The organism is Micromonospora pallida, assembly GCF_900090325.1.
In the GTDB taxonomy this organism is placed as follows: Bacteria; Actinomycetota; Actinomycetes; order Mycobacteriales; family Micromonosporaceae; genus Micromonospora; species Micromonospora pallida.
Map to the genome: position 1 here is coordinate 2,641,400 of NZ_FMHW01000002.1, position 23,633 is coordinate 2,665,032.

Genomic DNA, 23,633 nt, shown 5'->3' on the forward strand with positions numbered 1-23,633 from the left:
TAAGTGCTCCCCAGATCCACCCGCCGAGCCGGTGACCAGGCGCGCCGGCGGCTGATGATGGGGTGGCCCGAGGACCGTCGCACCCGTGCCCGCCCCGCCCACCAGTCGAGGTGCCGTCGTTGGAACGCTCCTGGATGTCCACCCACCTCGCCGTGCCCGGCGGGGGGTGTCCCGACGCCCGCGCGGCCGAGTTGGTCGGCACCGTCGTGGCGGGGACCGTCGCGGCCGTACGCGCCGTGGACCCGCGGTCGCGCTGGTTCTACGACCGGCGCGACTCCCGCACCGGGCCGCGACTACGCCTCGGCCTATACGCGACTCCGGCCGCCCTCGACACGGCACGGTGCCGACTGGCCGGCGACTCGGCGACACCGCTCGCCCCCGACCCGTACGCCGTCCGCGACGCCGCGCGCGGCGGGCCGTTGGCGCAGGCCGGCAGCGAGCTGGCCCTGCCCCTGCTGGGTGGCGAGGTGCCCTGGCTGGCCGGCCTGGAGCTGCCCCTGGCCGTGGCCCACCTGCGGCACCTGTGCGACCTCATGCCGGTCACCGACCGGCCGGCCTTCCTCTTCCTGCACTGGCAGGACCGCAGCCGGTCACTGACCGCCGCACACCGTCGCGAACTCGCCGCCCAGGCGGGCACGGAGGCCGAGAAGATCGTCCTGGCCGCCGGGGACCTGCCGTCGACCGGGACTGTGGCGGCGGCCTGGCGGCACTATCTGGACCGGGTGACCGAGGTGATGGGCGAGGACCACGCGGCCACGCCGCGCGGTTTCCTGCTGGCCGAGCACGCCCAGCTCACCCACGCCCGGTGGGGCATCGACGCCGCCGTCGACTCGCTGGCCGCGCTGGTGCTGCGCCTGTCCCCGCGGCCGGACGCGCCCCCATCCGTGCCGCGCTCGGGGAAAAAGCCCCCACCGCCGGCACCGACCACCCCACCCGCCGCGCCGACGAGGAGACCCGAACCCGCATGACCAGCACCCGTGCCGCCGGGCCTGACACGGCCAGCGCTTCCCCGGGTCCGGCCGAGCCGGCCCGCGTCGACGTCCCCCTCGGCGACCGGGCGTACCCGGTGCTCGTCGGGCCCGGGGTCCGGCACCGGCTGCCGGAGGAGGTGGCGCGGATCGGCGCACGCCGGGTCGTGGTGGTCTCGACCCGGCCTCCGGAGTGGACCCCGGACCCGGGGGTGCCGCACCGGGTCGTGCCAGCCCGCGACGGCGAGCACGACAAGACACTGGCCACGGTGGAGCAGCTCTGCCGGGCGTTCGCCGACTTCGGGCTGACCCGCGCCGACGCGGTCGTCTCCTGCGGCGGCGGCACCACGACGGACGTGGTCGGCCTGGCCGCCGGCCTCTACCACCGGGGGATCGCGGTGATCCACCTGCCGACCTCGCTGCTGGCCCAGGTGGACGCCAGTGTCGGCGGCAAGACCGCGGTGAACCTTCCGGAGGGCAAGAACCTCGTCGGCGTGTACTGGCAGCCCCGGGCGGTGCTCTGCGACACCGAGCAGCTCGACACCCTGCCCGCCGTGGAGTGGCGCAACGGCTACGGGGAGATCGCCCGGGCGCACTTCATCGGGGCCGAGGAGCTGCGGGGTCGACCGCTGACCGAGCAGATCACCAAGTGCGTGGCGCTCAAGGCGAGGGTGGTCGCCGCCGACGAGCGCGACGCCGGCTTACGGCACATCCTGAACTACGGCCACACCCTGGGGCACGCGCTGGAACGAGCCACCGACTTCCGGCTGCGCCATGGCGAGGCGGTCGGCGTCGGGACGGTGTTCGCCGGTCGGTTGGCCGGACTGCTGGGTCGGATCCCCGCCGACCGGGTCGACGAGCACCACGACGTGGTCGCCGGCTACGGCCTCGACACGCTCCTGCCCGACGGGGTGGACCACGACGACCTGCTGGCGTTCATGCGCCGGGACAAGAAGTCCACCTCGGGGCTGTCCTTCGTCCTCGACGGACCGACCGGCCCGGAACTGGTCGCCGACGTCGACGAGGCCGCCGTCCGGGCCGCCCTCGCCGACATGTGACCGCCCACGCCCTGGGGTTGCTTGGTAGCAGGGGTCCCCTGTTACCGCTTTTCGATGAGCAGGGGACCCCTGCTACCACCGCAACCACCCAGCCGTTCAGCCGTTCAGCCGCCCACGGCAGCAGCGGGCGGCGGGATCAGTCAGGCGACGGACCCGGCCGGGCAGTGGGCGAGCAGTTCCTCCGGCTTGTGCGCGACCAGGTCAGGAGCGGCGGCGAGCAGAGCCTCGACGTCCCCGCCGTGCCAGGTGGTGGCGACCGTAGTCACCCCGGCGTCCCGTCCGCTGGTCAGGTCGGTGATCGCGTCACCGACCATCATCGCCTGGTACGGGGGCACGCCGAGCAGGTCCAGCGCCCGCAGCACGATGTCCGGCGCCGGCTTCGGACGGGGCACCTCGTCGGAGCCGATGACGTGGTCGAACAGGTGGAGCACGCCGAGCAGGTCGAGCAGCGAGCGGGCCCGGGGGCCGCTCTTGCCGGTGGCGATCGCCATCCGGATGCCCCGTTCGCGCAACTCCTCCAGCGTCTCGCGGACCCCCGGGAACAGGGGCACCTGGTGGGCGAGTCGGTAGCTCTCCCGGACGAAGGGCTCCTCCATCTCCAGGGGCAGGCCCATCAGCCGCATGATGTCCGGGAAGTACCGGCCCATGTGCTTGTTGTACTCCTCGAACGGCGCCGGCCCCGGCCCGACCGCCTCGGCGTAGGCGACGCTGAACGCCGCACGCATCACGGCCGAACTGTCGACCACGACCCCGTCGAGGTCGAAGACGACCGCCCGGATCGGGCCCGGCCGCGCGGGGACTGTGTCGACCTCGAGGGTGGACGGCGGATGGCTCATGGCTGCTCCCGAGTGGGTTCGCCGGTGGTTCTCACCGGTCGAGGGTTCCCGCCAGCGCGTACGTCGGCGCGGTGGGCCGGGCGCAGCGGTAGATTCGTTCGATGACGTCGATGGTCCGGCGGGCCTCGGCCGCCGCCACGCCCCGGCTGGTCGGCGCGGCGAGCAGCTCGGGCAGGGCGTCGAGCTGACGGTCGTACTCGGTGCCGACGGGTTCGACGGGCAGCGGCAGGTGGACGGTCTGTCCGTCGCGCGTCCGGGTCAGCACCGGTGTCGGCGCCCGGTTGGGGCTGAACCCGAACGTGCAGTTCAGGGTCGCCTGGCCGGCGGTGCCGTGCACGGTGATGGTGGTCCGGTCGAGTGCCTCGTGCGACGCCCAGCAGGCATGCAGGCCGGCGGAGGCGCCGTCGGCGGTGAGCAGGAACGCGCGGGCGGTGTCCTCGACGTCGCCACGGGCCCGGTCGGCGTCGGTGGCCGTGCCGCGCCACGCCGCCGCGGCGGCGTCGTCGTTGACGAAGTCGTCGGAGACGCTGCCCACGGCGTGGACCACCGGGGACGGGCCGAGCAGCGGCAACACGGTGTCGAGCAGGTGCCAGCCGAGGTCGACCAGCGCGCCGCCGCCGGAGAGCTCACGGCGGGTGAACCACCCGCCGGCGTCGGGCACCCCACGCGCCCGTACCCAGGCCACGTCGACGTGCCGGACGGCACCGAGGTCGTCGGTCGCCCCGACCAGCGCGCGGACATCCGCCCGGTAGCGGGCGGCGCTGCCGGCGAGCAGCACCGCCCCGCCGGTCCGTTCGGCCTCGGCCAACTGCTCGGCCTCGGCGGAGGTCAGGCAGACCGGCTTCTCCAGGAACACCGGTACGCCCCGGCGCAGCAGCCGGGCCGCCACGTCTGCGTGCAGGTGGTTGGGCACGGCGACGACCACCAGGTCGACCGCCCCGGCGGGGATGTCGTCGACGTCGGCGTACCCGGTCGGGACCTGGTGGGCGGCGCGGGCCCGCTCCCGCGCGGCCGGGTCGGGGTCGATCACGGCGGCCACCGAGAACCGCGGGTGCCCGGCGAGCCGGGGCAGCCAGATCTCCCGTCCCGCCCAGCCCAGGCCGGCCACGGCGACCCGGACCCGCCCCGGTGTGGCGGGCGACGGCGACGCGGTCATTCGCCGAGGACGTCGGCGAGCACGGCGGCGATCTGGTGCATCTGCTCCTCGGTGCCGAGCAGCGTGCGGTGGTGCAGCCAGATGCAGTCGGCGTGGATCTGCTCGACGTTCGGGCAGCGGGCGGCGATCTGGTCGACCGTCTCGTCCGGGGCGCCGGCCAGCCAGAAGCCCTCGCACCGGTAGATCGCGCGGAAGGCGACGAAGGCGGGGATGCCCCGGGCGATCAGCTCGTCCACCACGACCCGGCGGCGCTGCTCCCCGATGCCGGGCACCCGGAACATGGCCATGTAGTGCGGGTTGCGGTCGCCCCGGTCGTCGCGGCCCTGCGGCACCACGCCGGGGATCTGGGCGAGCAGGTTCGCCAGCAGCGGCCAACGCTGCTCACGCAGTTCGATCTGGCTGTCGAGCCGGGACAGCTGGGCCCGCAGGACGGCGGCGCTGAACTCGTTCATCCGGTAGTTCGAGCCGGTGGTGCGGTGGAGGTAGTCGCGGTCGGTGCGCGGACGGCCGCAGCTGTGCACGAGGAACGCCCGCTCGTACAGCTCCTGGTCGGGGAAGAGCACCGCGCCGCCCTCACCAGCGGTCATCAGCTTGCCGTTCTGGAAGCTGAACGCGGCCACCGACCCCAGCTCGCCGACGCGCCGGCCCTGCCACTGCGCGCCGTGGGCGTGCGCGGCGTCCTGGAGGATCGCGACCCCGGCGTCGGCGGCGATCTTGTCGAGGGCGTCCATGTCGGCCATCTGCCCGGCCATGTGGACCGGCATGATCACCCGGGTCCGGTCGGTGATCGCGGCGGCGACGGCCTCCGGCTGGATGCAGTACGTGTCGAGGTCGACGTCGACCGGTACGGCCACCGCGCCGAGCCGCTGCGCGGCCAGCGACGACGAGATGAACGTGAACGCCGGCACGATCACCTCGGTGCCCGGCCCGACGCCGAGCACCTCCAGGGCCACCTCGAGGGCGTGGGTGCCGTTGGTGACGGCGAGCGCGTGGGGCGTGCCGTGGTACGCCCCGAACTCCGCCTCGAAGGTGTCGACCTCGCTTCCACCGACCCGCCACCACTGGCCCTGCTCCAGGGCGCGGACCAGGCCGGCCCGCTCCTCGTCACCGAACTGCGGCCACTCGGGGAACTCCGGCACGCTCGCCGACAGACCACTCATTGATGTCCCACTTCCCAATCCAGATGGAACGGCGGTTCGCTGGCCGTTCGCCCGACGGGCGGCGGACCACCCCGCGACCAGGACACCGGGCACGACCCGTACCGCCCGGTCGGTTCTCGGGGCGGACGCCACCGGCGATCGCGGCGACGCACCTTGGCTCGCGGTGGACGCTAACCGACCTGACCGGCGGCTCAACTCCCCTAACGGCCCCTAACCGCCCCTACCCACCCCTTAGTTCGCGCGGGCGGTGCCGGCCACCACCGTCGGGCGAGGCGATACTGCCGGGGACCCGTCGTCGAACCCGTCGGGACGCCGACCGCTCCGCGAGGTGAACCGTGTCCAACGTGCTCCTGCTCAACGGCCCCAACCTGGGCATTCTCGGTCGGCGGGAACCGGAGATCTACGGCACGGACACCCTGGCCGACATCGAGCGGGCGGTCGCCGAGGAGATCGCGCCACGCGGCTGGCAGGTGACGGCGCAGCAGCACGACTGTGAGGGCGCCCTGATCCGCGCCATCCAGGACAGCTACGACACGGTCGGCGCGATCGTCAATCCCGGCGCGCTGATGATCGCCGGCTGGAGCCTGCGGGACGCCCTGGCCAACTACCCACGCCCGTGGCTGGAGGTCCACCTGTCCAACGTGTGGGCCCGGGAGACCTTCCGGCACGACTCGGTGCTCGCCCCGCTCGCCAGTGGAGTGATCGTCGGGCTCGGGTCGCTGGGCTACCGGCTGGCCGCCCGCGCCCTCGTCGCCACCGTTTCCTGACCGTCCACATCGACGGCCGGCACAGCGTAATCGTCCGTCCCTTCCGCCCGACCCGAGGACAGCCCCGTGCGTATCCCCATCGTCGCCCTGACCGTCATCATCTCCTCCATCCTGATCTCCGTGGCCCTGCCGAAGCTCCTCGGCCAGGGACAGATGCGGGACCGGATGACCCATCTCGGCGTCTCGGCCGGCCTCACCCGGGTGATCGGCGCCCTGGAGCTCGCCGGGATCGCCGGGCTGCTGGTCGGCCTGTTCTGGTGGCCGCTGGGCGTCGCGGCGGCCGTCGGGCTGACCCTGCTGCTGATCGGCGCGGCCGGCTACCACCTCCGCGCCAAGGATCCCGTACCGATGGCGGTGGTGCCGGTGGTGTTCGCCGTGTCGGCGGCCGCGCTCGCCGTCCTTCACGTCCTCGCCAACTGACCACCGACGTGACGGGCGGGCCGGACCTCTTCGCGCTGGGCGTCGGTGGGCCGGACGTCGACGTGCTGGGCGTCGACGTCGGGGGCACCAAGGTGGCGCTGCGCGCCGAGGCGACCGGCCGTCCCGCGTACGAACGGACCTTCGCGTGGCCGGCCGGCGGCGACCCGGCCGACGATCTGGCCGCGCTCGACGCGGAGGTGGTCGCGCTGCGGGCAGCCTGGGGGCCGGTCGGCGCGGTCGGGGTGGCGATGCCGGCCATCACCGACCCCGACGGCAGGGTCCTGACCTGGCCGGGTCGGCCGAGCTGGACCGGACTCGACCTCGCCGGCGCGCTGCGGCGGCTCTTCCCTGACAGCCCCACCGCGTACGCCGACGACGGCGACCTCGCCGCGCTGGCCGAGGCCCGGCACGCCGGCCACGACGACCTGGTGTATCTCGGGGTGGGCACCGGAGTCGGCGGCGGGATCGTGCTGGCCGGCCGACCCGTGCCGGCCGGGGCGTCCGCCGAGGTCGGGCACATGGTCGTCGACCTGCACGGCGAGCGGTGCGACTGCGGTCGTACCGGCTGCCTCCAGGCGGTCGCCGCCGGCCCGGCCACCCTGCGACGGGCGGCCCGCGAACGCGGCGGCGAGGTCACCTTCGACCAGCTGCGCGACGGGCTGCGCGACCAGCGGCCCTGGGCGGTCGACGCCGTCCACGCCAGCTGCGCGGCCCTCGCCGCGGCGGTGGTGAGCCTCGGTGAACTGCTGGCCGTCCCGGTGGCGGTCGTGGGCGGCGGCTTCGCCGACGGCCTGCCCGGCTTCGTCCCGCTCGTCGCGGACCTCGCCCGGCACGCAGGACGCCCCGGACGACCGGCCCCGACGGTGCGGGCCGCCGCCCTCGGCGGCCTCTCCTCCCTGCACGGCGCGCTCTGGCTGGCCCGCCACCTCAGGGAGCGACCTACCGCAACCGCCCGGAAGGAACCCGTTCGATGACATCCGGCGTGATCGCCCCCGCCACCGCCGTGTCGGGGATCAGCGGCACGACCCGCCTGTACGCCCTGCTCGGTGACCCGATCGCGCAGGTACGCGCACCCGCCCTGCTCAACCCGGTGCTCGCCCGACGCGCCACCGACGCCGTGCTGGTCCCGGTGCAGGTGGCGGCGTCCGACCTCGACCGGGTGGTACAGACGCTGCGGCAGGTGGCGAACCTGGACGGGCTGCTCGTCACCGTGCCACACAAGGCGGCCGTGCTCTCCCTGGCCGACCGGGTCACCGACCGCGCCCGCCTGGCCGGCAGCGCGAACGCGTTGCGCCGCGAACCGGACGGCACCTGGACGGCCGACACCTTCGACGGCGACGGCTTCGTCCGTGGTCTGGTCGAGGCCGGCCACCACCCGCGCGGACGGCGGGTGTGCGTGGTGGGGGCGGGCGGCGCGGGCAGCGCCATCGCGGTCGCGTTGCTCGACGCCGGGACGGCCGAGCTGCGTCTGGTCGACACCGATCCCGACCGGCTCGACACGCTGTACCGACGGTTGTCCCCGGTCTACCCGGGACGGATCAGCACCTCGGCCTGCCCGCTCCTGGCCGACGTCGACCTCGCGGTCAACGCCACTCCCCTGGGCCTGCGCCCCGACGACCCGCTGCCGTTCCCGGTGACCGGTCTGCCGGCGCACGCCGTGGTCGCCGACATCATCATGACCCCGGCGGAGACGGCCCTGCTGCGCGCGGCGTACGTCCGTGGCCTGCCGACGCAACCCGGCCTGCCCATGCTCAGCCACCAGATCGACGCCTACCTGGAGTTCTTCGGCCTGTGAGCCGAACTCCCCACTCGACACTCGACCGGGTCAGGCCGACGGTGGTGGCGAGGCGGCGAGATCGGCCGGGGTGGGGCCGGCACGGAGGACGGCAGCCAGGGCGGAACGGGCCGCAGGGCGGAGCCGGACCTCGGCGGGCGCGATGCGGTCGGCGGTCACCAGGGCACGGCCGGCGGACTGGTGGTCACCGACGTCGAGGTGGGCTCGGGCGATGTCGATCAGGTGGGCGGCGCGGTGTTCGGCGGGGAGCCGCTGCCAGGCGTCACCGCAGGCGGTGTGCTGGTGCAGGGCGACGGCGAGGTGGTTGTCGCCGAGGCGCGCGGCGGCCAGCGCGCGGGCCAGGTCGACCACGACCGGCCCGAACCCGCTGCTGTCGTCGGGATGCTCGGCACAGCTCGCCGCAAGGCGGGCGGCGCGGTCGATCAGGTCGTCCGTGGCAACGGTGTCCACGCAGGTGGCGGCGGCGAGAGCGGCCTCAGTGAGCAGGGTCGCGGCCAGGGCGAGGTCGTCTGGTACGGGTTCGCGGGTCGGTGCCGGGTCGAGCGGCCGTACGGCGGTGGTGGCGGCGGCCATCGGCGCAACCACTGAGATGCTTCTATAACTGTCAAGGGGTGGTTCCTGCCGTGTGGGCGGCGGTCAGGGTCCGGAAGAGCTGCCTGCTGATGTAGCGCTTGAGGTTGCGCATGACCTCGCGTTTGGTGCGGCCTTCGGCGGTGCGGCGGGTGACGTAGGCGCGGGTGCGGGGGTCGTGGCCCATGCGGACCAGTGCGACGGTGTAGAGGGCTCGGTTGAGGCGTCGGTCGCCGCCGCGGTTGAGCCGGTGTCGGGTGGTGTTGCCTGACGAGGCCGGTAGTGGTGATGCGCCGGCCAGGGCGGCGAACGCGGCCTCGGAGCGGATGCGTCCGGGGTGTGACCAGGCCAGTAGGACGGTCGCGGCGACGACGGCGCCGACGCCGGGCAGGTCGAGCAGTTGCGGCGCCTGCATGGTGACGGCTTTGTGCAGGGTGGTGTGGTTGGCGGCGAGTTCGGCGTCGAGGGCCCGGATGCGCTGGGCCAGGCGGATGGCCTCGGCTCGGCAGACGGCCAGGGTCGGATTCTCGTCTTGGGTGCGCCAGGCCGCGATGGTGGTGATGGTCGTGGTGGTCAAGGCGCGGCGGGCGTCGATGCCGAGGTTGACGGTGCGCAGCAGGGCGGTCAACGCGTTGACGGCTCGGGTGCGTTCGCCGCTCATCTGTTCGCGGGCGACGGTCAGGACCCGCAGGGCGGTGCGGGTGCCGGTCGCGCGGGGCCAGCGCAGCTCGTTGATGTTCAGGCCGCGGGTTGCTTGGGCCATCGCGATGGCGTCCAGGGCGTCGCTCTTGCCGTGGCGGCGCCTGCTGATGGCCGGGACGTCGGGTGCTTCGGCAACGGTCAAACCGGTTGCGGTGAGCTGTTCGGTGAAGGTGGCGCCGTAGGATCCGGCACCGTCGATGACGATCAGCGTTGTGGTGTCCTGGGTGTGACGCTGGATCCAGGCGGTGGCGCGGCGTAGCCCGGCCGGGCTGGTCGGGAACTGGGCCTGCTGCTGGACCGCGCCGGTGCTCGCGGTGATCAGCGCGAGGGTGTGTGAGGCGGCGTGGGTGTCCACGCCGATGACGAAGTCGTAGTGGTCTGCGACGATGGCCATGGCGGCGTCCTGCCTTTCCGGGGAGACGTCGTGGCGGCGCCGGCCCGGGATGTGCTCTCGCGGCAGGACTGTGATGGGCCACGACCCGCGGCCACGGGTCGGGCAAGCTTCTGATCAAGCCACCGAGAGGGGCAGGGCCGGCGCCCCGACCTCGAGCCGGGTGGGCAGATCTCACTGAGAGCACCCTGCGGGGGCCACCATTTTCATGAGCCACACCCAGGCCCGCGATCATGACGCCGACCCTGCCAGCCAGCCCCAGGCCAGCCAAGAGCAACCTTCACAGCCAGTTTCATGCTGCTAGCAGATTGCCGTCCACCTCGTCGATCATGGAGTTGTGGCGCCACGATTAGCGGCTTTTGCAGAGGTCTGGCTGGTGCCCAAACTCCGTGATCGACGGTGTGATGCGATGCGTCGGAGTGTTGGGGCGGTCAGGTCGGATCTATGGGAGCAATAGGTTGAAGGGCGCGGTGCCGAGGCCCTTGGCCGATGGCCGCACCGACGGGTTACCCAGAACCGACAGTGCGTGTCCACCAACTCCTTGCAACCAAGGGGGGTCAGGGCTACTACAGAGATCCCAGCACCGTGCCGGGGTCCGCGTCCAGTTCCAGGGTCTTCAACACGGTGAGGAGTTGGCGTTCCTCGTAGCGGAAGTGCGACTCCATGATCGCCGCCAAGCCCTCGAGATGGCGATTCAGCTCTGCGGGCGGAGCCGCCCGCGTCACGGCGTCCTGCAACCCGGCCAGTAGGTGAGCCATCATCGAGTGGTCCTGTTGCAGGTAACGTAGCGCCTCGCGCAGTTCGGGGTGCTGCTCGGCGATCGCCGGAAACATCTCGCGGTCCTCACCCTCGTGGTGAGCGGTCAGAGCGGCGCAGAACCCGTGACAGAACAGCAGCAGGTCTCTGGTCGCCGGTTCCGCCGGCTCACCGGCGGCCAGGGCCTCCCGGGTCACAGCCAACGCGTCGCGAAGCCTGTCGTGAACGCCGTGCAGCTCTCGATGCCAGGCCACCAGCCTGCTCTTCTCGCCCTCACGCATAGGTCGAAGGCGAAGGGACAACGATCATCGTCGTCGTATTCCCTTCGATCCGACGCCTCCATGCCTGACACGGTCTGCCACCGGCACGCGACGCTGGGGCTGAGGCTACCACGCGCTTCGCGGAACCCTGCTCGGGCTGCGAAGCTACGGCCGGACCACAATCAGGGGCGACGACGGAGGGCTTCCTGGACGGGCGACGAACGGCGGGGCGCGGCGGCAACGACGTGCGGAGGATCATCGCGGTGGCGGCTCCGCTGTACCTGTCGATGGTCGCCGCGTCGGCCGGTTCGCTGGTGGTGACGGCGACGCTGGGGCGGTTCGGCACGGCCGCGCTCGCCGCGTTCGCCCTGGCCGGTGCCGTCTACTTTCCCGCCACGGCGGCGGTGGCCGGCGCGGTGCGCGGCATCATGCCTTTCGTGTCGTCGGCCGCCGGTGACCGCGAGGCCGTACTCCGGCTGGTCCGCGACGGTAGTTGGCTGGCGGTCGCGGTCGGTGCGCTCGGTGCTGTCGCCGTGGCTGGCGTACCGCTGCTGGCCCGTGCCGGCGGCGTGCCGACCAAGACCGTCGCCGCGCTCGGCGTGTTCCCGCTGTTGCTGGCAGGGTCCGTACTGCTGGGCTCGATCGGGGCGATGGCCTCGTCCAGCCTGGTGGGGCTGGGCCGCACCAAGGTCGTGATGTGGGCCGGTCTGGTCGCCGCCACATGTACCGCCGGCCTGTCGTTGCTGCTGGTCAATGGGTTCGGGCCGGTGCCTCCGCTCGGCCTGGTCGGTGCCGGCGGCGCCACGGTCGTCGCCAACCTGGCCGCCTGCGCCGTGAACCTCCACGGTCTGCGGTCGACGCTCGGGGTCCCGCTGGTCAGTCTGGTGATGGCCCGCCCCGACCTGCGTCGGGTCCGGGACCTGGCGATGGTCGGCATTCCCATGGCGGGCACCGTCCTGGTCAAGTTCGGCGTGCTCGGCGTCCTCGCCTTCGCCGCCGCCCGAATCAGCACGCCCGCTGCGGCAACGCACGGCGTCGCCACCTCGCTGGTCGGTCTGACCTTCACTGCCGCGGTCGCGGTCGGCCAGGCCGGGGTGCCACTCGTCAGCAGCCGCGCCACGGCGGGCGACGTCCCGGGCGTGCGGCGCGTCGTACGGGCCGGGCTGCTGGTCACCGCCGCCTCCGTCGGCTCCCTGGGCGTCCTCCTGCTGGTCCTGCGGCCGGCCCTCCTCCCCGTATTCACCGACGACCCCGACGTCCGTTCGCTCCTGACCGGTCTGCTGCCGGTCGTGGCGCTGGCGGTCCTCGGCGACGGGTTGCAGGCCGTCCTCGGATTCGGCCTGACCGGGCTGCGGCGCACCATACCGAGCTTCGTGGTGTTTTCTGCGCTCTACGGCGTCCTCGCCCTGGTCGCGCTGCCGGTCGCGGCGGCCACGGGCATCGTCGGGCTCTGGACCGCTCTGGTCGTGACCAACGCACTGGTCGCCCTCGGGCAGGGCACCGCGTTCCTACGGGTCAGCGGTCGGCTCAGGGAACCAGCACAGGATCGGAGCCACGAGGCATGAAGGTGTGGCTGGCCGAGGATGCCGAGGAACTGATCGCCAGTACCTGACTGGCAGTCCGGGTTGAGGAGGCCTCAACGACGAACCGGAGCAGCTTGGCCGGTAATCTGATGATCATGGCGGACTGGCGGATTCGGCCAGCTTCGGCGGGGGACGTCGAGGCGGTGGCCGAGTTGCGGGCCGTGGTGCTGCGGGCGGATCTGGAGCGACTCGGACGGTACGACGAACAGCGGGTCCGGCAGCGACTGCGGGACGGGTTCGCCCCGGCGCACACGTGGGTGATCGAGGTGGACGGCGCGTTCGCCGGCTGCGTGGCGCTGCGGCCGGCCGAGGACGCCCACTGGCTGGAGCACTTCTACCTGGCCTCGCACCTGCAAGGCAGCGGCATCGGTACGGCCGTGCTCCGCAGGCTGCTCGAACAGTGCGACCGCGAGGGCACCCTGGTCCGGCTGAACGTGCTACAGGGCAGTTCGGCCCGGCGGCTCTACGAACGGCACGGGTTCACACTTGAGCGCGAGGATCCGGTGGACGTGTTCATGGTGCGGGAACCGACCTCGACCGTACGCGAAGAATGATCATCCGGTTGGTCAGCGGTCGGCTCCGGGAACCGGCAGGAGCTGCGGTGATAGGTCAAAGGAAGAGGGCCGAGAGGCGGGGCAGACGGCGACGCGTCTCGTCGGGGTCCTCCTCCGGATTCCACTGCTCCCCCAGCGCCGGCTCCTCGGGCCGGACAGCGGCGAGCGCCGCCTCGTACGAGTCGGTCTCGCCGACCCGCCGCTGGTAGGCATTTCCGGTGGCGTACTGCATCGCCTCGCAGCCGAGCCAACCGCGCCCCTCGTTCGCCATCCGGCGCACCACGGGGTGATCCGCGAGCGAGTCCGGGTCAGCGACCGCGCGCTCGAAGGTGCGCCGCCCCTGGAGGACAAGGCCGGCCCGGAAGTCCATGAAGCCGTCGTCGCCACAGCCGCCCTCGATCAGGTACGCCGCCACCCAGAGCGGCCACCGGTAGGCCGACCACCACACGTCGGCGTAGCGCTGCCCGAAGGCGATGATCCCCGCCGGTTCGAGGGCGACGAGGAGGTCCACCACGGCGGGCACGAGCGGGTCGTCCGGCGAGTCCCGGTCGTCGGCGCGGTCGCCGACGGCCGCTCGGGCCCGTTCGATGAGGCCCCAGAAGGTGTCGAGGTCCATGAGGTCGGTACGCCTCCGGTCGGGGGATGCGAATGCCCGCCGAGCTTATTCGGGAGGACCGACAAAACTGGTCCCGGCGTGGGCACGCCGGGACCGGTGACCGATCACATCAGGGCAACCGCCGCATGGACCGCTTGGCGAGTGCACCAGCGTGCGGGACGGCCGCCCTCGACGGCGCCCTGCCCGCTCCGCCCCCTCTGGGTCAGCCGCAGCGGCGGAAGGCTTCCGTGGTGCCGGCGGTGGTGACCACGCCGGAGCCCTGGTCGAGGACGACGATGATGGCCGGCTCGGTCTGTCCGGAGCGGCAGCGGATGTCCGCGACGTACTGCCAGCCGGGGATCGCGCCGCTGCTGTTCGCGGTCAGCGACCCGAGTGAATACGGGCCGACCGTGTTGATCCGCACCGCGTAGAAGCGCACCGGCCGGTTGGGGGAGAGCCCGCTGCCGGTGGCGTACAGGTAGCCGCCGAGTAGGTGGTACGTGGTGCTGACGGAGACTCCGCCGCGTGGCGTCGCACCCGGGTCGACCAGCCGCCAGGGCGCGTTGGCGTTGTCGCTGTACGCCCGGTCGCGGCTGGACGGGAACACGCAGACGAGGTCCGAGGGACGCGTCTCACGCCACACGAAGCCCACCTTGCAGAAGCCGTTGGACTCTTTACGCGACGGCCCCAGGGCGTTCTCGGTCTGGGTGTCGGAGCGGGTCTGCGGGGTCACGCAGACCTGGTCACCCGGCACCGCCTCCCGCCAGACATAGCCGGTCGCGCAACTGTACGGCCCCCAGGGCAGGTCCACCGCCTGCGCCGGTGCGGCAACGGTCAACAGACCGGCCAGCAGCGCCACCGCAGCGAGCGCCCCCGCCAGCCAACGCCGTCTGGTGCCGCGACCGACGTCCGCCGCCATTCTTCCGATGCCGTGCGTCTGCCCTCCACTGTGGTTGACTGGTCAACCGGCCCCGTACGTGCCGACCGGGACATTCGACCGTGGCCACCGGCTTCGGGAGGGCGCTCCGGTTGGTTTCCGACACTGCCGGGAATTGAAGTGCAGGAATTATTGATTACGGTTGCCGCTCGCGCGCCCGAAACCGGCCGCCGACGGTCCACACCAGCCCGTTCGCTTACACACCAGAAGACGGATTAGCTTCGGTAGCTACAAGCGTGGGCCCACCGCCCTTGGGCGACGCAGAGCGAGTGCGGTCCGGCGAAGAGCGGGCTGACAACAATGACGTGCGAGGCGTCACCGTGGGGGTTTGGCGGAGCCACCAGGCGACGGCGGCGGCGCGGCTGGGGACGTCGGCTTTGACGAAGACGCCTTCGAGGTGTTTGCGGATGGTTCGTGGGCTGATACCGAGTTTGCGAGCGGCCTGGTCGTTGGTGTGTCCGGTGGCGATGAGCGCGAGCACCTGGTTCTCGCGTTCGGTGAGGGTGCAGTGGCGTGGTGGCGCTACGGGCAGGCTTGCGCCGATCTTGCCTTGAATCGCGGTGATCTGGGCTTGGTAGTCCAACGCCGTGGCGATGACGTCGCGAACGGGGTGAAGCGCGCGGGTCTCACGATCGGAGAAGTCGTGAAGCCTGCGGGTCAGGCCAATGAGCACCAGGTCCTCGTCGGTGATGCGTGGTGCCATCACCAGCAGGTGGCGCATGCCGTACTGGGCGAACACTTCCCGGTAGATGGATGTCTGCCGGAAGCGGTTGAAGGTCATGAAGTCACTCGTGCGGTACGGCCGCGCGTCGCCGGTGGCGAGAAGGTTGCCGACGTACGGGTCGTCAACGGACAGCGTCATCCATTGGTCGATCTCGCCTGCGGACAAGGCGTCGGGTTCCCCGGCCATGGTCACCGATGGCGCCTGGGTCCGCCAAGCGCGGCAAATGTCGATACATACACAGTCCGCGCCAACGGCCTGGAGTAGCCCTGCGGCCAGGTCATCCACGAACGGCTCGTTGTTGATGATGGCGTGCGCGGCGATGAGCGCGGCACGCAACAGACCTGCCTCGTTCACGGCGGTTCCCCTTGAGGCTGCCCCCTGTGGCAAGTATGAGCGGAGGGTGATGTCGTGTAAAGCGCCGCGTTTGCCCAGTAGTCAAGGTGGCGGAACAGGCACTTTCCTCCACCGAGCTGCCCCTTCACGATGGGCGCAGAAGGGCGAGATGCCCCCGGAAACAGTGGATTCCTGGTGGGCGCTTCAACGGACCAAAGCCACCGTACCGATCCCGGAAAACGTCGAATTGGAGGTAGAAATGCACATCAAAGCATCGCGGAAGCTGGGAATCCTCAGCGGCATCATGAGTATCGGGCTGATCGCCGCCGCCCTGGCTGCCGCCCCGGCAAGCGCCGCCGAGCCAACATCGCCGGCCAGCACGGACGCAACCGACGGACCCCGCCACTGCATCGCGAATGTGACCACCCCCATCGCCAAGGTCGAGTGCTTCGACAGCTTCACCGTGGCCGTCTCCAAGGCGACCGGCGGCCGGATCACCGACGCTCCGCAAGACGCCGGGAAAGCGGCTTATGACGCGGCCTTCGAGGCCAAGCTGAGGGGGCTCTCCAAGCTGGCCGGCCAGCCCGGTGTCCAGGCACAGAACATCATCGAGATCGACTACGACTACGGCTTCTGGGGCACCGACACGTTCACCTGGTGGGTCGAAAACGGCGGCTGCGAGAGCAATTCGCTGGGAAACGTCAAGTACTCGGTGTGGAACCTCGCCGACTACGGCTGGAACGACCGGATCAACGCATTCACCAATGATCATCTCTGCTTCTCGAAGCACTTCGAGCATGCCGGATTCCAGGGTCTGGCGATCGGGTGGGACTACGGGCGCAGCAGCCTTGGTCCCCTTGATGGACAGATCAGTTCGATCCAATGGTCCTAGACGAGGAAATCCTGCCGACGCGCCGGGGGTGCTGAGCCCCACCTCAGCGCCTCGGATCGCCCTGCTCCCCCACTGCTCTGGCGACGCTGGATGCTCAGCCGACGCGGAAACTGACACCACGCCACCGCCAGATCCACCGACAACGGCGGGCCACCCCTCAAGGGGTGGCCCGCCGCGCGTCACGACGACCAGCGGTACCGTCGGCAGGGGCGCGTCAGGGCAGACGGCGACACCACCCGGTTGCGGGCGTGAGCGACAGAGCATCGGTCAGGAGCGCAGCCCTTCGTAGTACGGCTTCATTGCCGGGTAGTAGTCGTCGAAGTTGGGCAGGACCGCCGCACCCTCGCGGGCGGCGACCAGCAGGTCGAGGTAGTACTCCCAGCCGGGGCCGACCTCACCGATCGCCTCCTCGGTGGCGAGGTGGTGGACGAACCGCAGCTCGGTCACGCCGTCGGCCTCGGCCAGCAGCATCTCCAGGTGCCAGGAGCCGTGCTCGTCGAGCGTCGCGACGGCCAGCCGGCGGGGCGGCTCACACGCCTCGATCAGCAGGTCGTACCAGGGCTTTCCCTCCTCGTACGCCAACTGCACCCGGACGGTGCGGCCGGTCCCCGGCTCGCCCTCCCACGGGCCGAACCAGCGCGCGGTGCGCTCCGGCTCGGTGAGACTCACCCAGACGTCCTCGATCGGGGCGCGGAAGGTGCGGGTCAGCACCAGGTCACTGCCGGCGTCCGTACGGAACAACCGGCCGACGGGTCCACGGTTCATGCCGTCCTCTTTTCCTCAACGGGGTCGACGCGACGTTCCCGGCGGGCGCGGTACACCTCGGTCTCCAGCGCGTCGAGGCGGTGCTCCCAGCCGCGCGGCCGGGTGAAGAGGGCGAGCCACCCAGCGAGTTCGGCGAACCGGTCCGCGTCCAGCCGGTAGAGCCGCTGCCGGCCGACCAGCTCGTCGCGGACCAGGCCGCTCTCCCGCAGCACCCGCAGGTGCCGGCTGACCGCCGGACGGCTGACCGGGAACCGGGCGGCGATCTCCCCGGCCGGCAGCGGCCCGTCGCGCAGCATCTCGAGGATGGCGCGTCGGGTCGGATCCGCGATCGCCGCGGCCACCTCGTCCACGGCAGAAGCGTAACCTATAGGTTACGCGTCAGGCGCCCAGGTACGCGAATGCCCGTGGCTCCTGGTGGTCACCTTGCTTCGAGGCAAGCTGGTCACCACAGAAGAGCCACGGGCACGGTCGAGGATGCGACCCGGTTGTTCGGTACTGTTCCGCCGCTGCGCCTACGCCGACCTGTCGGTCACCACCCCATGATCTCGTGGTCCCCGCGAAGGAAGCTGCCGGTGGGACCGTCGTCGGGCAGCGTCGCGGCCCACACGATGCCCTCGGCCGCCTCCTCGGGCGACCGCTGCGCGGTCGGCTGCATGCGCGTACGCACCCGGCCGGGGTTGACCGCGTTCACCAGCACCCCGGAGTCCTTGGTGGACTCGGCCAGCATCACGGTGAGCGCGTTGAGCGCGACCTTGGACAGCGAGTACGCGGGCGCGCCGCCGAACAGCCCGTGGGTGAAGGAGGCGGTGCCGCTGGAGATGTTCACGATCCGGCCCCATCGCCGTTCGAGCATCCCGGGCAGGAACGCCTGCGACACCCGCCAGGTGCCGATCGTGTTCACCGTGAGCGACTGCTCCACCAACTCCATCGGTATGGTCTTCGCGTTCTGCCCGGGGTCCACCAGCACTCCGGCGCTGTTGACCAGGATGTCCACCGCGCCGACGGCGTCCCGCGCGGCGTCCACCGACGCGGGGTCGGTGACGTCGAGTCCGATCCAGTCGGTCGTCGCGCCCGTCCGCTCGGCGAGGTCCTTGGCGATGGCCGCTGCGGCGTCGGCGTCCCGGCCCGCCAGCACGACCCGGTGGCCCAGTTCGCCCAGCCGCGCGGCGACGGCGGCGCCCAGCCCGCCGGTGGCCCCGGTGATCAGGGCGGTACGTCGATCGGTCATGCGGCACCTCGCACCTTGGCCAGCAGGTCCACCTGCTCCGGATCGGGATTGCACGGGATGAGGATCAGCTCGTCGCAGCCCGCCGCCGCGTAGCGCTCGATCGTGCCGGCGACCTCGGCCTCGGTCTTCAGCGCGCCCCCCGCGATCTTCCCGGCGAACTGCGGCCCGAGGTAGGAGTAGTAGTCCTGCAGGAACCGGCCGGCGTGTGCCTCGGCGTCGTCGCCGAGCGCGTAGTAGTGGATGGCCAGTTTGCGCGGCTCGGTGGTCACGCCCTGCTCGGCCCAGGTTTCCCGAGCGAACTCCAGCAGGCGATCCAGGCCCGCCGGCGAGGAGCCGCTCGCGACCCAGCCCCAACCCCAGCGGCCCGCGCGGCGCACCGCGTACTTGGAGTGGCCGCCGAAGGCCAGCCGGGGACCGCTCTGCGGCGTCGGGCCGATCGGGCGGTCGAGCCCGTCGTGCTCGCCCGCCCAGATGGCGCGCATCCGCTCCACCATGGCGTCCAGCGCGCGACCGCGGCGGCCGAACTCGGTGCCGGTGGCCTCGAAGTCGTCCTCGCGGCCGCCGGCCGACATGCCCAGCACCAGCCGCCCGCCGGAGAGCTTGTCGATGGAGGCGACCTGCTTGGCCAGCACCGCCACGTCGGCCCGGTACGGGGCGATCAGAATGGTGGTCGCGAGCTTGATCCGCTTGGTGACCGCAGCCGCGGCGGCGAGGGCGACCAGCGGATCGTAGTTGCCGTACACGAGCCGGTCGAGCACACCGAGGGTGGAGAAGCCGAGTTCGTCGGCCCTTCTGGCCCACTCCACGACCTGGCTCCCGGTCGCGTCCGGAATCGTCGACGGAAGTCCAACACCTACGTCCATATCCGCTCAGGCCCCTATCTGTGGCTCGCGTACTCGTCCGACAGATGCAACCCAGGGCGACTAGAACGCGGCTCGAAGATGCGTGAATGGACGCGGGTTCGAGCCGCCCACCACCGCGCCTGCCTAGCGTCCCCGGACATGCGAGTGCTCATCACAAGCTGGGCGTGGCCCACGCACTACTACCCGCTGGTTCCGCTCGCCTGGGCGCTCCGCTCCGCCGGGCACGAGGTGCGGGTGGCCGGTCAGCCGGGGTTGGCCAACGCGGTCACCGGCTCCGGAATGCCGTTCGTCCCGGTCGGCCGCGACCTGGACATGGAGGGGGCCTTCCGCCGCCTCATCAGCACTCCGCCCCCGGCTCCCGGCGCCCAGGGCCAACCAGCCCCCGGCCAGCCCGCCCCGGGTGGTGCGCGCAAGGTCCCGCGCGCGATCGGGATGTTCGCCGACCTGGCCGACGTGATGGCCGAGGACACCATCGCGCTGGCCCGCGACTGGCGGCCGAACCTGGTGATCAGCGATCCCACCGCGTTGGTCGGCGCGCTGGCCGCCAAGGCCGTGGACGCGCCGCTGGTGCGCTTCCCCTGGGGCGCGGACATCATGTCCGAGGTGAACGCCATGCCGGGCATGTCCGACGTGGATGTCGAGGCGATGGCGCCCATCGCCGAGCGCTTCGGTCTGCGCGACGTCCGCCCTCGGGAGGGCCTGACGCTGGACCACTGCCCGACGGGCATGCAGGTCGCCAAGCCGGCGCCGCACCGCCAGGACATCCGCTACCTGCCCTACAACGCCTACAACGTCCTGCCGCCCGCCCTTCCCGCGCCCACGCGACCGAGGGTCTGCGTCAGCTGGGGCACCACGATCGGCCGCCTCGACCCGACCCGTTCCCTGATGAGCCAGGTCATCACCAGGATCGTCAACACCGGCGTCGAAGTCGTCGCCGTGGTCGCCGCCCACCAGCGGGGCGACCTGCTGGCGTCGGTGCCCGAGGGCGTGATCGTCGCCGAGTCGGCGCCGATCCAGCATGTGCTGGCCGGCTGCTCCGCGGTGATCTCCCACGGCGGTGTGAGCACCATCCTCAACGGCCTGCTGCACGGCCTGCCGCAGTTGGCGGTGGCCCCGGTGCTCCCGGACCACCGCTTCAACTCCCGCCACCTGGCCGCCTCCGGCGCGGGCCGGGTGCTGACCGCCGAGGAGGTCGCCGACGGCACCGTCGTCGCGGCGTTGCAGGACGTGTTGGACACGCCCGGGTACCGCACCGCCGCCGAGAAGCTGCGCGGCCAGATCGAGGAGAAGCCGCTGCCCGCCGAGGTCGTGCCGATCCTGGAGCAGCACGCTTCCTGACTCTCCGGTCCGGCCGGCGCGCACCAGCCGGGCACACGCCCGCCACGCAGCCCGATGCGCGCCCGCCACACCAACCGGTGCCAACCGGCCCGGTCCCGGGGTGGGGACGACCCTCACCCCGGGGCCGGATCAGGCCAACCGCGCTCACCGTCCGGACAGGGCCGCCTCGACCAGCCGGTCCTCGATCGCCCGCAGTAGCCGTTCCGCCTGCTCCGCCGGCAGGTACGCGGTGTCGGCGGTGACCACCAACTCGACCGCGCCGGGGGCGTCGACCACCTGGATCCGGCACCGCCAGGCGAACCGCTCCAGGTCCTCCACCCAGCGGAAGCCACCGGCTGGGGCCGCGCGCAGCGCTCCGACCGTGCTGGTCGACACGTCGTGCGGCAGCCGGATGTCGTTGAGGTAGCAGAACGGCGCGAACCCGGTGCCGTGGTCGTAGCCGTGCTCGGCGAAGGCCCGTGCCATCGCGATCGGGTCGTAGTAGGCGTGCCGGTACGCGTCCAACGACGCCTGCCGGGTGCGCCGCAGCAGTGCGGCGAAGTCCGGCCGTCCGGTGAGGTCGACTCGGCAGAGCCCGATCTGGTTCAGCTTGCTGATCGCGGTGTCGTACGCGGGTTGGAAGCGGTTGTTGGCCATGGTGACGATGCCGCAGACCTCCGGACCGTCGGCGCTGAGCGCGGCGGCGGTGGCCGCGAGCAACACCGTGGAGCTGCTCACCCCGTGGCGGGCGGCGAGCACCCGGACGGCGTGGTGGATCGCGGCGGAGGTCAACGCGCCCTGCCGGTAGCGGGGGGTGGGCGCGGGCACGGCCCGGGCGGCGAAGCGACCCGCGCCGAGCGCCGGGAACTGGCGGAGCCAGTACGCCACCGCCCGGTCCGAACGCCGTCGTTCGGCCTGCCGTTCGCGCTCGGCCACATCCAGCGACTGGAGGCCGGGCGGGGTGGGCACCACCCCGCGCAACAGCAGCATCCGCAGGTCCCGCAGCACCGTCTCGGTCGCGTGGAAGTCGACGGTGGAGTGGCTGAAGACCACCACGATCTGCCGGACCAGCCCGTCGACCACCACCAGGGCGGCCCGTAGCGGCCATTCGACGGCGTGGTCGAACCGGGGGGCACCGAGTCGCGCCGCGAGCGTCCCGGCCGTCTCCTGGCCGTCCGGATCGGCCCCGGGTGCCGTGTGCACCAGCACCGGCAGCCGTCCCTCGGCGGCGGCCACCTGGCGCAGGTCACCGTCGGTCGGGTGGACCCGGGTGCGCAGTGACTCGTGCCGGCCGACCAGCGCGGCGAGCGCGCCCACCGCCCGCGCCGGATCCACCCCGGCCCGCGCCGAGACGGCCAGCACGCGGCGCAGGTTGAGAAAGCTGTGCTGGACGGACGCGAACTCCGCCACCGTCCGCCACATCGCGCGCTGCCCCCAGGTCAGCGGCCCGGTCGCGGCCCGGCCACCGTGGAAGTCCGCGTACGTGACCTCCTCGCTCGACGCGCCGATCTGCCTGACGGACTGGGAGATGAGCACCGCTCAGGTTACCCCGCCGTCGGACCGGGCGGGACGCGCCAGGAGGGCGTCCAGGGCCAGGCCACCTCCCGGAAGGCCGCGGTGACCAGCAGTTCCTCCAGGTCGCGCAGGAACGGCTCGACCGACTCGACGGGTACGAACCGGGTGTCGACGCTGACCGTGACACCGACCGCCCCCGGCTCGTCCACGACGTGGGTCAGCCGGTGCCAGGCCGCCTGCGCCAGGCCGTCGACCCAGTGGAAGGCGCTCTCCGCCATGGCGGCCCGCAGCTCGCCCTCGGTCACCGTCGGGATCGTCTCACCGCCACTGCCGGCAAGTCTGACGTCGTTGAAATACTGGTACGGCAGGAATGCGGTCTCGAAATCGTGACCTTCCGTCAGGAAACGCTGCCGCAGCGCCAGCGGATCGTAATAGGCGTGCCGGTAGGCGCCGAGTGCGCCGCGCCAGAACCGGGGCAACAACTCGGTAAATCCGGGCCGACCGGTCAGATCCACCACACCCATTCCAATCTGCCCGAGATTTGCCACCGCGTCCGCGTACTCGGCGCGGAATCGGTTGTGCGCCATGCTGAACAGCGCGACCACCTCCGGTCCCCGCTGACCGACCGCCAGGGCGGTGGTGGCGGCCAGCAGCACCGCGGAGGCGCTGACCCGGTGGCGGGCGGCGAGCAGCCGGGCCGCCCGGTCGAGTGCGGACGAGACCAGCGTCCCCCGGTGCAGCCGTGGGGTCAGTTCCGGCCCGGTCGGGGTCATGGCCGGCGGGGACAGCCGGGTGAACTCGCGGGCCCAGTGCTCCACCGCGCGGGCCGAGCGTTCCTGGTCAGGGCCGTGCTGGTCCCGCGCCACCTGCGTCGACTGGGGACCGGGTGGGGTGGCGACCGACCCGCGCAGCAGGATCAGCCGCAGGTCGCGCAGCACCACCTCGGCCGCGTAGGCGTCCACGGTGGAGTGGCTGAAGACGACCACGATCTGGCGTACCCGATCGTCGACGGTGACCAGGGCGACGCGCAGCGGCCACTCGTTCGCGTGGTCGAACGCGACGTCGGCGAGCCGGGCCGCCGCCCCCCGGGCCGCCGCCGCGCCGTCGGCCTCGCCGGGCACCACCAGCAGGGGCAACTGGCCGGCCGCCGCGGTCTCCTGCTGTGCCTCGCCGCCGACCGACCGGATCCGGGTCCGCAGCGCCCCGTGTCGGCTCACCAGCGCCCCGACCGCCCGGGTCACCGTGGCCAGGTCGTCGCGGACCCGGCCGGACACCGGCACGGTACGGCGGAGGTTCATGAACCGGTGGTTCGACCCGAACCGGACGGCGGACCGCCACATGATTCCCTGCGCCCAGGTCAGCGGGGCGGTCTCGGTGCGCCCACCACCGAACTCGGCCAGGACCACCGTCTGCGTGGCCCACTCGTCCGGCACTACGGCATCCGCGATTCGCATTCCTGACCGTAAAACGGCCACCGGTCACCCGGAT

The 23,633-nt window shown here is 72.1% G+C and carries 25 protein-coding genes; 10 read left to right on the forward strand and 15 right to left on the reverse strand.

Features of this window, described 5'->3' with window-relative positions; all coding sequences use genetic code 11:
* The first annotated feature begins 110 nt into the window (after positions 1-110).
* Both GA0074692_RS10655 and GA0074692_RS10660 read left to right on the forward strand, forming a co-directional pair.
* Positions 111-968, forward strand: a complete 858-nt coding sequence (locus GA0074692_RS10655) for a hypothetical protein (RefSeq protein ID WP_091642628.1) — start codon at positions 111-113, stop codon at positions 966-968.
* Entirely contained in the window at positions 965-2,026 is a 1,062-nt protein-coding gene (locus GA0074692_RS10660) for a 3-dehydroquinate synthase family protein (protein ID WP_091642631.1), read from the forward strand. The genes GA0074692_RS10655 and GA0074692_RS10660 overlap by 4 nt, the downstream gene beginning before the upstream one ends.
* A gap of 140 nt (positions 2,027-2,166) precedes the next feature.
* On the opposite strand, the gene GA0074692_RS10665 is transcribed toward GA0074692_RS10660, so the two are convergent.
* Genes GA0074692_RS10665 through GA0074692_RS10675 form a run of 3 tightly spaced genes read right to left on the reverse strand, consistent with a single transcriptional unit; the run spans position 2,167 to position 5,178 of the window.
* Positions 2,167-2,862: an HAD-IA family hydrolase gene (locus GA0074692_RS10665; protein WP_091642634.1), complete on the reverse strand. Its 696-nt coding sequence runs from the start codon at positions 2,860-2,862 to the stop codon at positions 2,167-2,169.
* A 31-nt stretch (positions 2,863-2,893) separates the two neighbouring features.
* Positions 2,894-4,018, reverse strand: coding sequence for a Gfo/Idh/MocA family protein (locus GA0074692_RS10670; protein WP_091642638.1), 1,125 nt, complete (start codon positions 4,016-4,018; stop codon positions 2,894-2,896).
* Positions 4,015-5,178: a DegT/DnrJ/EryC1/StrS family aminotransferase gene (locus GA0074692_RS10675; protein ID WP_091642641.1), complete on the reverse strand. Its 1,164-nt coding sequence runs from the start codon at positions 5,176-5,178 to the stop codon at positions 4,015-4,017. Before GA0074692_RS10675 ends, GA0074692_RS10670 begins: the two co-directional genes overlap by 4 nt.
* 335 nt (positions 5,179-5,513) lie before the next feature.
* Here GA0074692_RS10675 and GA0074692_RS10680 point away from each other — a divergent pair, with 335 nt between their 5' ends.
* From GA0074692_RS10680 to GA0074692_RS10695, 4 genes are all read left to right on the forward strand, one after another.
* Positions 5,514-5,945 carry a type II 3-dehydroquinate dehydratase gene (locus GA0074692_RS10680; protein WP_091642645.1) on the forward strand — a complete coding sequence of 144 codons (432 nt, stop codon included), beginning with the start codon at positions 5,514-5,516 and terminating at the stop codon, positions 5,943-5,945.
* A 66-nt stretch (positions 5,946-6,011) separates the two neighbouring features.
* A complete protein-coding gene (locus GA0074692_RS10685; protein ID WP_091642648.1) occupies positions 6,012-6,365 on the forward strand; it encodes a DoxX family protein in 354 nt (117 codons plus the stop codon).
* Positions 6,366-6,400: 35 nt separating this feature from the next.
* Positions 6,401-7,339, forward strand: a complete 939-nt coding sequence (locus GA0074692_RS10690) for an ROK family protein (protein WP_091653216.1) — start codon at positions 6,401-6,403, stop codon at positions 7,337-7,339.
* A complete protein-coding gene (locus tag GA0074692_RS10695) occupies positions 7,336-8,160 on the forward strand; it encodes a shikimate dehydrogenase family protein (protein ID WP_091642651.1) in 825 nt (274 codons plus the stop codon). Before GA0074692_RS10690 ends, GA0074692_RS10695 begins: the two co-directional genes overlap by 4 nt.
* Positions 8,161-8,190: 30 nt before the next feature.
* Here GA0074692_RS10695 and GA0074692_RS10700 read toward each other — a convergent pair whose 3' ends face one another.
* The 3 genes from GA0074692_RS10700 to GA0074692_RS10710 form a co-directional block, all read right to left on the reverse strand.
* Positions 8,191-8,745: a hypothetical protein gene (locus GA0074692_RS10700; protein WP_141725226.1), complete on the reverse strand. Its 555-nt coding sequence runs from the start codon at positions 8,743-8,745 to the stop codon at positions 8,191-8,193.
* A 19-nt stretch (positions 8,746-8,764) separates the two neighbouring features.
* On the reverse strand, positions 8,765-9,826 hold the full coding sequence (locus tag GA0074692_RS10705; protein WP_091642659.1) for an IS110 family RNA-guided transposase: 1,062 nt from the start codon (positions 9,824-9,826) through the stop codon (positions 8,765-8,767).
* Positions 9,827-10,389: 563 nt separating this feature from the next.
* Positions 10,390-10,860, reverse strand: coding sequence for a hemerythrin domain-containing protein (locus tag GA0074692_RS10710; protein ID WP_091642664.1), 471 nt, complete (start codon positions 10,858-10,860; stop codon positions 10,390-10,392).
* Between the two features lie 242 nt (positions 10,861-11,102).
* Here GA0074692_RS10710 and GA0074692_RS10715 point away from each other — a divergent pair, with 242 nt between their 5' ends.
* Positions 11,103-12,404 carry an MATE family efflux transporter gene (locus GA0074692_RS10715; protein WP_218106617.1) on the forward strand — a complete coding sequence of 434 codons (1,302 nt, stop codon included), beginning with the start codon at positions 11,103-11,105 and terminating at the stop codon, positions 12,402-12,404.
* Positions 12,405-12,517: 113 nt separating this feature from the next.
* Positions 12,518-12,976 carry a GNAT family N-acetyltransferase gene (locus GA0074692_RS10720; protein WP_091653224.1) on the forward strand — a complete coding sequence of 153 codons (459 nt, stop codon included), beginning with the start codon at positions 12,518-12,520 and terminating at the stop codon, positions 12,974-12,976.
* A gap of 55 nt (positions 12,977-13,031) precedes the next feature.
* Here the strand turns inward: GA0074692_RS10720 and GA0074692_RS10725 are convergent, their stop codons facing one another.
* From GA0074692_RS10725 to GA0074692_RS10735, 3 genes are all read right to left on the reverse strand, one after another.
* On the reverse strand, positions 13,032-13,592 hold the full coding sequence (locus tag GA0074692_RS10725) for a DUF4240 domain-containing protein (RefSeq protein WP_091642669.1): 561 nt from the start codon (positions 13,590-13,592) through the stop codon (positions 13,032-13,034).
* A 202-nt stretch (positions 13,593-13,794) separates the two neighbouring features.
* A complete protein-coding gene (locus GA0074692_RS10730) occupies positions 13,795-14,490 on the reverse strand; it encodes a hypothetical protein (protein WP_091642672.1) in 696 nt (231 codons plus the stop codon).
* 214 nt (positions 14,491-14,704) lie between these two features.
* Positions 14,705-15,586 carry a response regulator transcription factor gene (locus tag GA0074692_RS10735; RefSeq protein ID WP_141725227.1) on the reverse strand — a complete coding sequence of 294 codons (882 nt, stop codon included), beginning with the start codon at positions 15,584-15,586 and terminating at the stop codon, positions 14,705-14,707.
* Positions 15,587-15,734: 148 nt separating this feature from the next.
* On the opposite strand from GA0074692_RS10735, the gene GA0074692_RS10745 reads away from it, so the two are divergent.
* Positions 15,735-16,457 (forward strand): hypothetical protein, encoded by a 723-nt coding sequence (locus GA0074692_RS10745; RefSeq protein WP_141725228.1) that lies wholly within the window; start codon positions 15,735-15,737, stop codon positions 16,455-16,457.
* Between the two features lie 267 nt (positions 16,458-16,724).
* Here GA0074692_RS10745 and GA0074692_RS10750 read toward each other — a convergent pair whose 3' ends face one another.
* The 4 genes from GA0074692_RS10750 to GA0074692_RS10765 form a co-directional block, all read right to left on the reverse strand.
* A complete protein-coding gene (locus GA0074692_RS10750; RefSeq protein ID WP_091642685.1) occupies positions 16,725-17,222 on the reverse strand; it encodes an SRPBCC family protein in 498 nt (165 codons plus the stop codon).
* Positions 17,219-17,572 (reverse strand): metalloregulator ArsR/SmtB family transcription factor, encoded by a 354-nt coding sequence (locus GA0074692_RS10755; RefSeq protein ID WP_091642687.1) that lies wholly within the window; start codon positions 17,570-17,572, stop codon positions 17,219-17,221. Before GA0074692_RS10755 ends, GA0074692_RS10750 begins: the two co-directional genes overlap by 4 nt.
* A gap of 179 nt (positions 17,573-17,751) precedes the next feature.
* Entirely contained in the window at positions 17,752-18,450 is a 699-nt protein-coding gene (locus GA0074692_RS10760) for an SDR family NAD(P)-dependent oxidoreductase (protein WP_091642691.1), read from the reverse strand.
* The gene (locus tag GA0074692_RS10765; protein WP_091642695.1) at positions 18,447-19,313 is read right to left on the reverse strand and encodes an LLM class flavin-dependent oxidoreductase; all 867 of its coding nucleotides are present in this window, start codon (positions 19,311-19,313) and stop codon (positions 18,447-18,449) included. Before GA0074692_RS10765 ends, GA0074692_RS10760 begins: the two co-directional genes overlap by 4 nt.
* Before the next feature lie 138 nt (positions 19,314-19,451).
* Here GA0074692_RS10765 and GA0074692_RS10770 point away from each other — a divergent pair, with 138 nt between their 5' ends.
* Positions 19,452-20,651 (forward strand): nucleotide disphospho-sugar-binding domain-containing protein, encoded by a 1,200-nt coding sequence (locus GA0074692_RS10770; RefSeq protein WP_176738387.1) that lies wholly within the window; start codon positions 19,452-19,454, stop codon positions 20,649-20,651.
* Between the two features lie 144 nt (positions 20,652-20,795).
* Here the strand turns inward: GA0074692_RS10770 and GA0074692_RS10775 are convergent, their stop codons facing one another.
* Together GA0074692_RS10775 and GA0074692_RS10780 are read right to left on the reverse strand one after the other, a co-directional pair.
* A complete protein-coding gene (locus GA0074692_RS10775) occupies positions 20,796-22,166 on the reverse strand; it encodes a condensation domain-containing protein (RefSeq protein WP_091642702.1) in 1,371 nt (456 codons plus the stop codon).
* Positions 22,167-22,174: 8 nt separating this feature from the next.
* On the reverse strand, positions 22,175-23,599 hold the full coding sequence (locus tag GA0074692_RS10780; protein WP_141725230.1) for a condensation domain-containing protein: 1,425 nt from the start codon (positions 23,597-23,599) through the stop codon (positions 22,175-22,177).
* Between the last annotated feature and the right edge of the window lie 34 nt (positions 23,600-23,633).

Coding starts and splice junctions, on each gene's coding strand:
- GA0074692_RS10660 (WP_091642631.1), top strand. CDS start 965: ATGACCAGCACCCGTGCCGCCGGGCCTGACACGGCCAGCGCTTCCCCG.
- GA0074692_RS10665 (WP_091642634.1), bottom strand. CDS start 2,862: ATGAGCCATCCGCCGTCCACCCTCGAGGTCGACACAGTCCCCGCGCGG.
- GA0074692_RS10670 (WP_091642638.1), bottom strand. CDS start 4,018: ATGACCGCGTCGCCGTCGCCCGCCACACCGGGGCGGGTCCGGGTCGCC.
- GA0074692_RS10675 (WP_091642641.1), bottom strand. CDS start 5,178: ATGAGTGGTCTGTCGGCGAGCGTGCCGGAGTTCCCCGAGTGGCCGCAG.
- GA0074692_RS10695 (WP_091642651.1), top strand. CDS start 7,336: ATGACATCCGGCGTGATCGCCCCCGCCACCGCCGTGTCGGGGATCAGC.
- GA0074692_RS10705 (WP_091642659.1), bottom strand. CDS start 9,826: ATGGCCATCGTCGCAGACCACTACGACTTCGTCATCGGCGTGGACACC.
- GA0074692_RS10710 (WP_091642664.1), bottom strand. CDS start 10,860: ATGCGTGAGGGCGAGAAGAGCAGGCTGGTGGCCTGGCATCGAGAGCTG.
- GA0074692_RS10720 (WP_091653224.1), top strand. CDS start 12,518: ATGGCGGACTGGCGGATTCGGCCAGCTTCGGCGGGGGACGTCGAGGCG.
- GA0074692_RS10725 (WP_091642669.1), bottom strand. CDS start 13,592: ATGGACCTCGACACCTTCTGGGGCCTCATCGAACGGGCCCGAGCGGCC.
- GA0074692_RS10730 (WP_091642672.1), bottom strand. CDS start 14,490: ATGGCGGCGGACGTCGGTCGCGGCACCAGACGGCGTTGGCTGGCGGGG.
- GA0074692_RS10745 (WP_141725228.1), top strand. CDS start 15,735: ATGCCCCCGGAAACAGTGGATTCCTGGTGGGCGCTTCAACGGACCAAA.
- GA0074692_RS10750 (WP_091642685.1), bottom strand. CDS start 17,222: ATGAACCGTGGACCCGTCGGCCGGTTGTTCCGTACGGACGCCGGCAGT.
- GA0074692_RS10760 (WP_091642691.1), bottom strand. CDS start 18,450: ATGACCGATCGACGTACCGCCCTGATCACCGGGGCCACCGGCGGGCTG.
- GA0074692_RS10765 (WP_091642695.1), bottom strand. CDS start 19,313: ATGGACGTAGGTGTTGGACTTCCGTCGACGATTCCGGACGCGACCGGG.
- GA0074692_RS10770 (WP_176738387.1), top strand. CDS start 19,452: ATGCGAGTGCTCATCACAAGCTGGGCGTGGCCCACGCACTACTACCCG.
- GA0074692_RS10780 (WP_141725230.1), bottom strand. CDS start 23,599: ATGCGAATCGCGGATGCCGTAGTGCCGGACGAGTGGGCCACGCAGACG.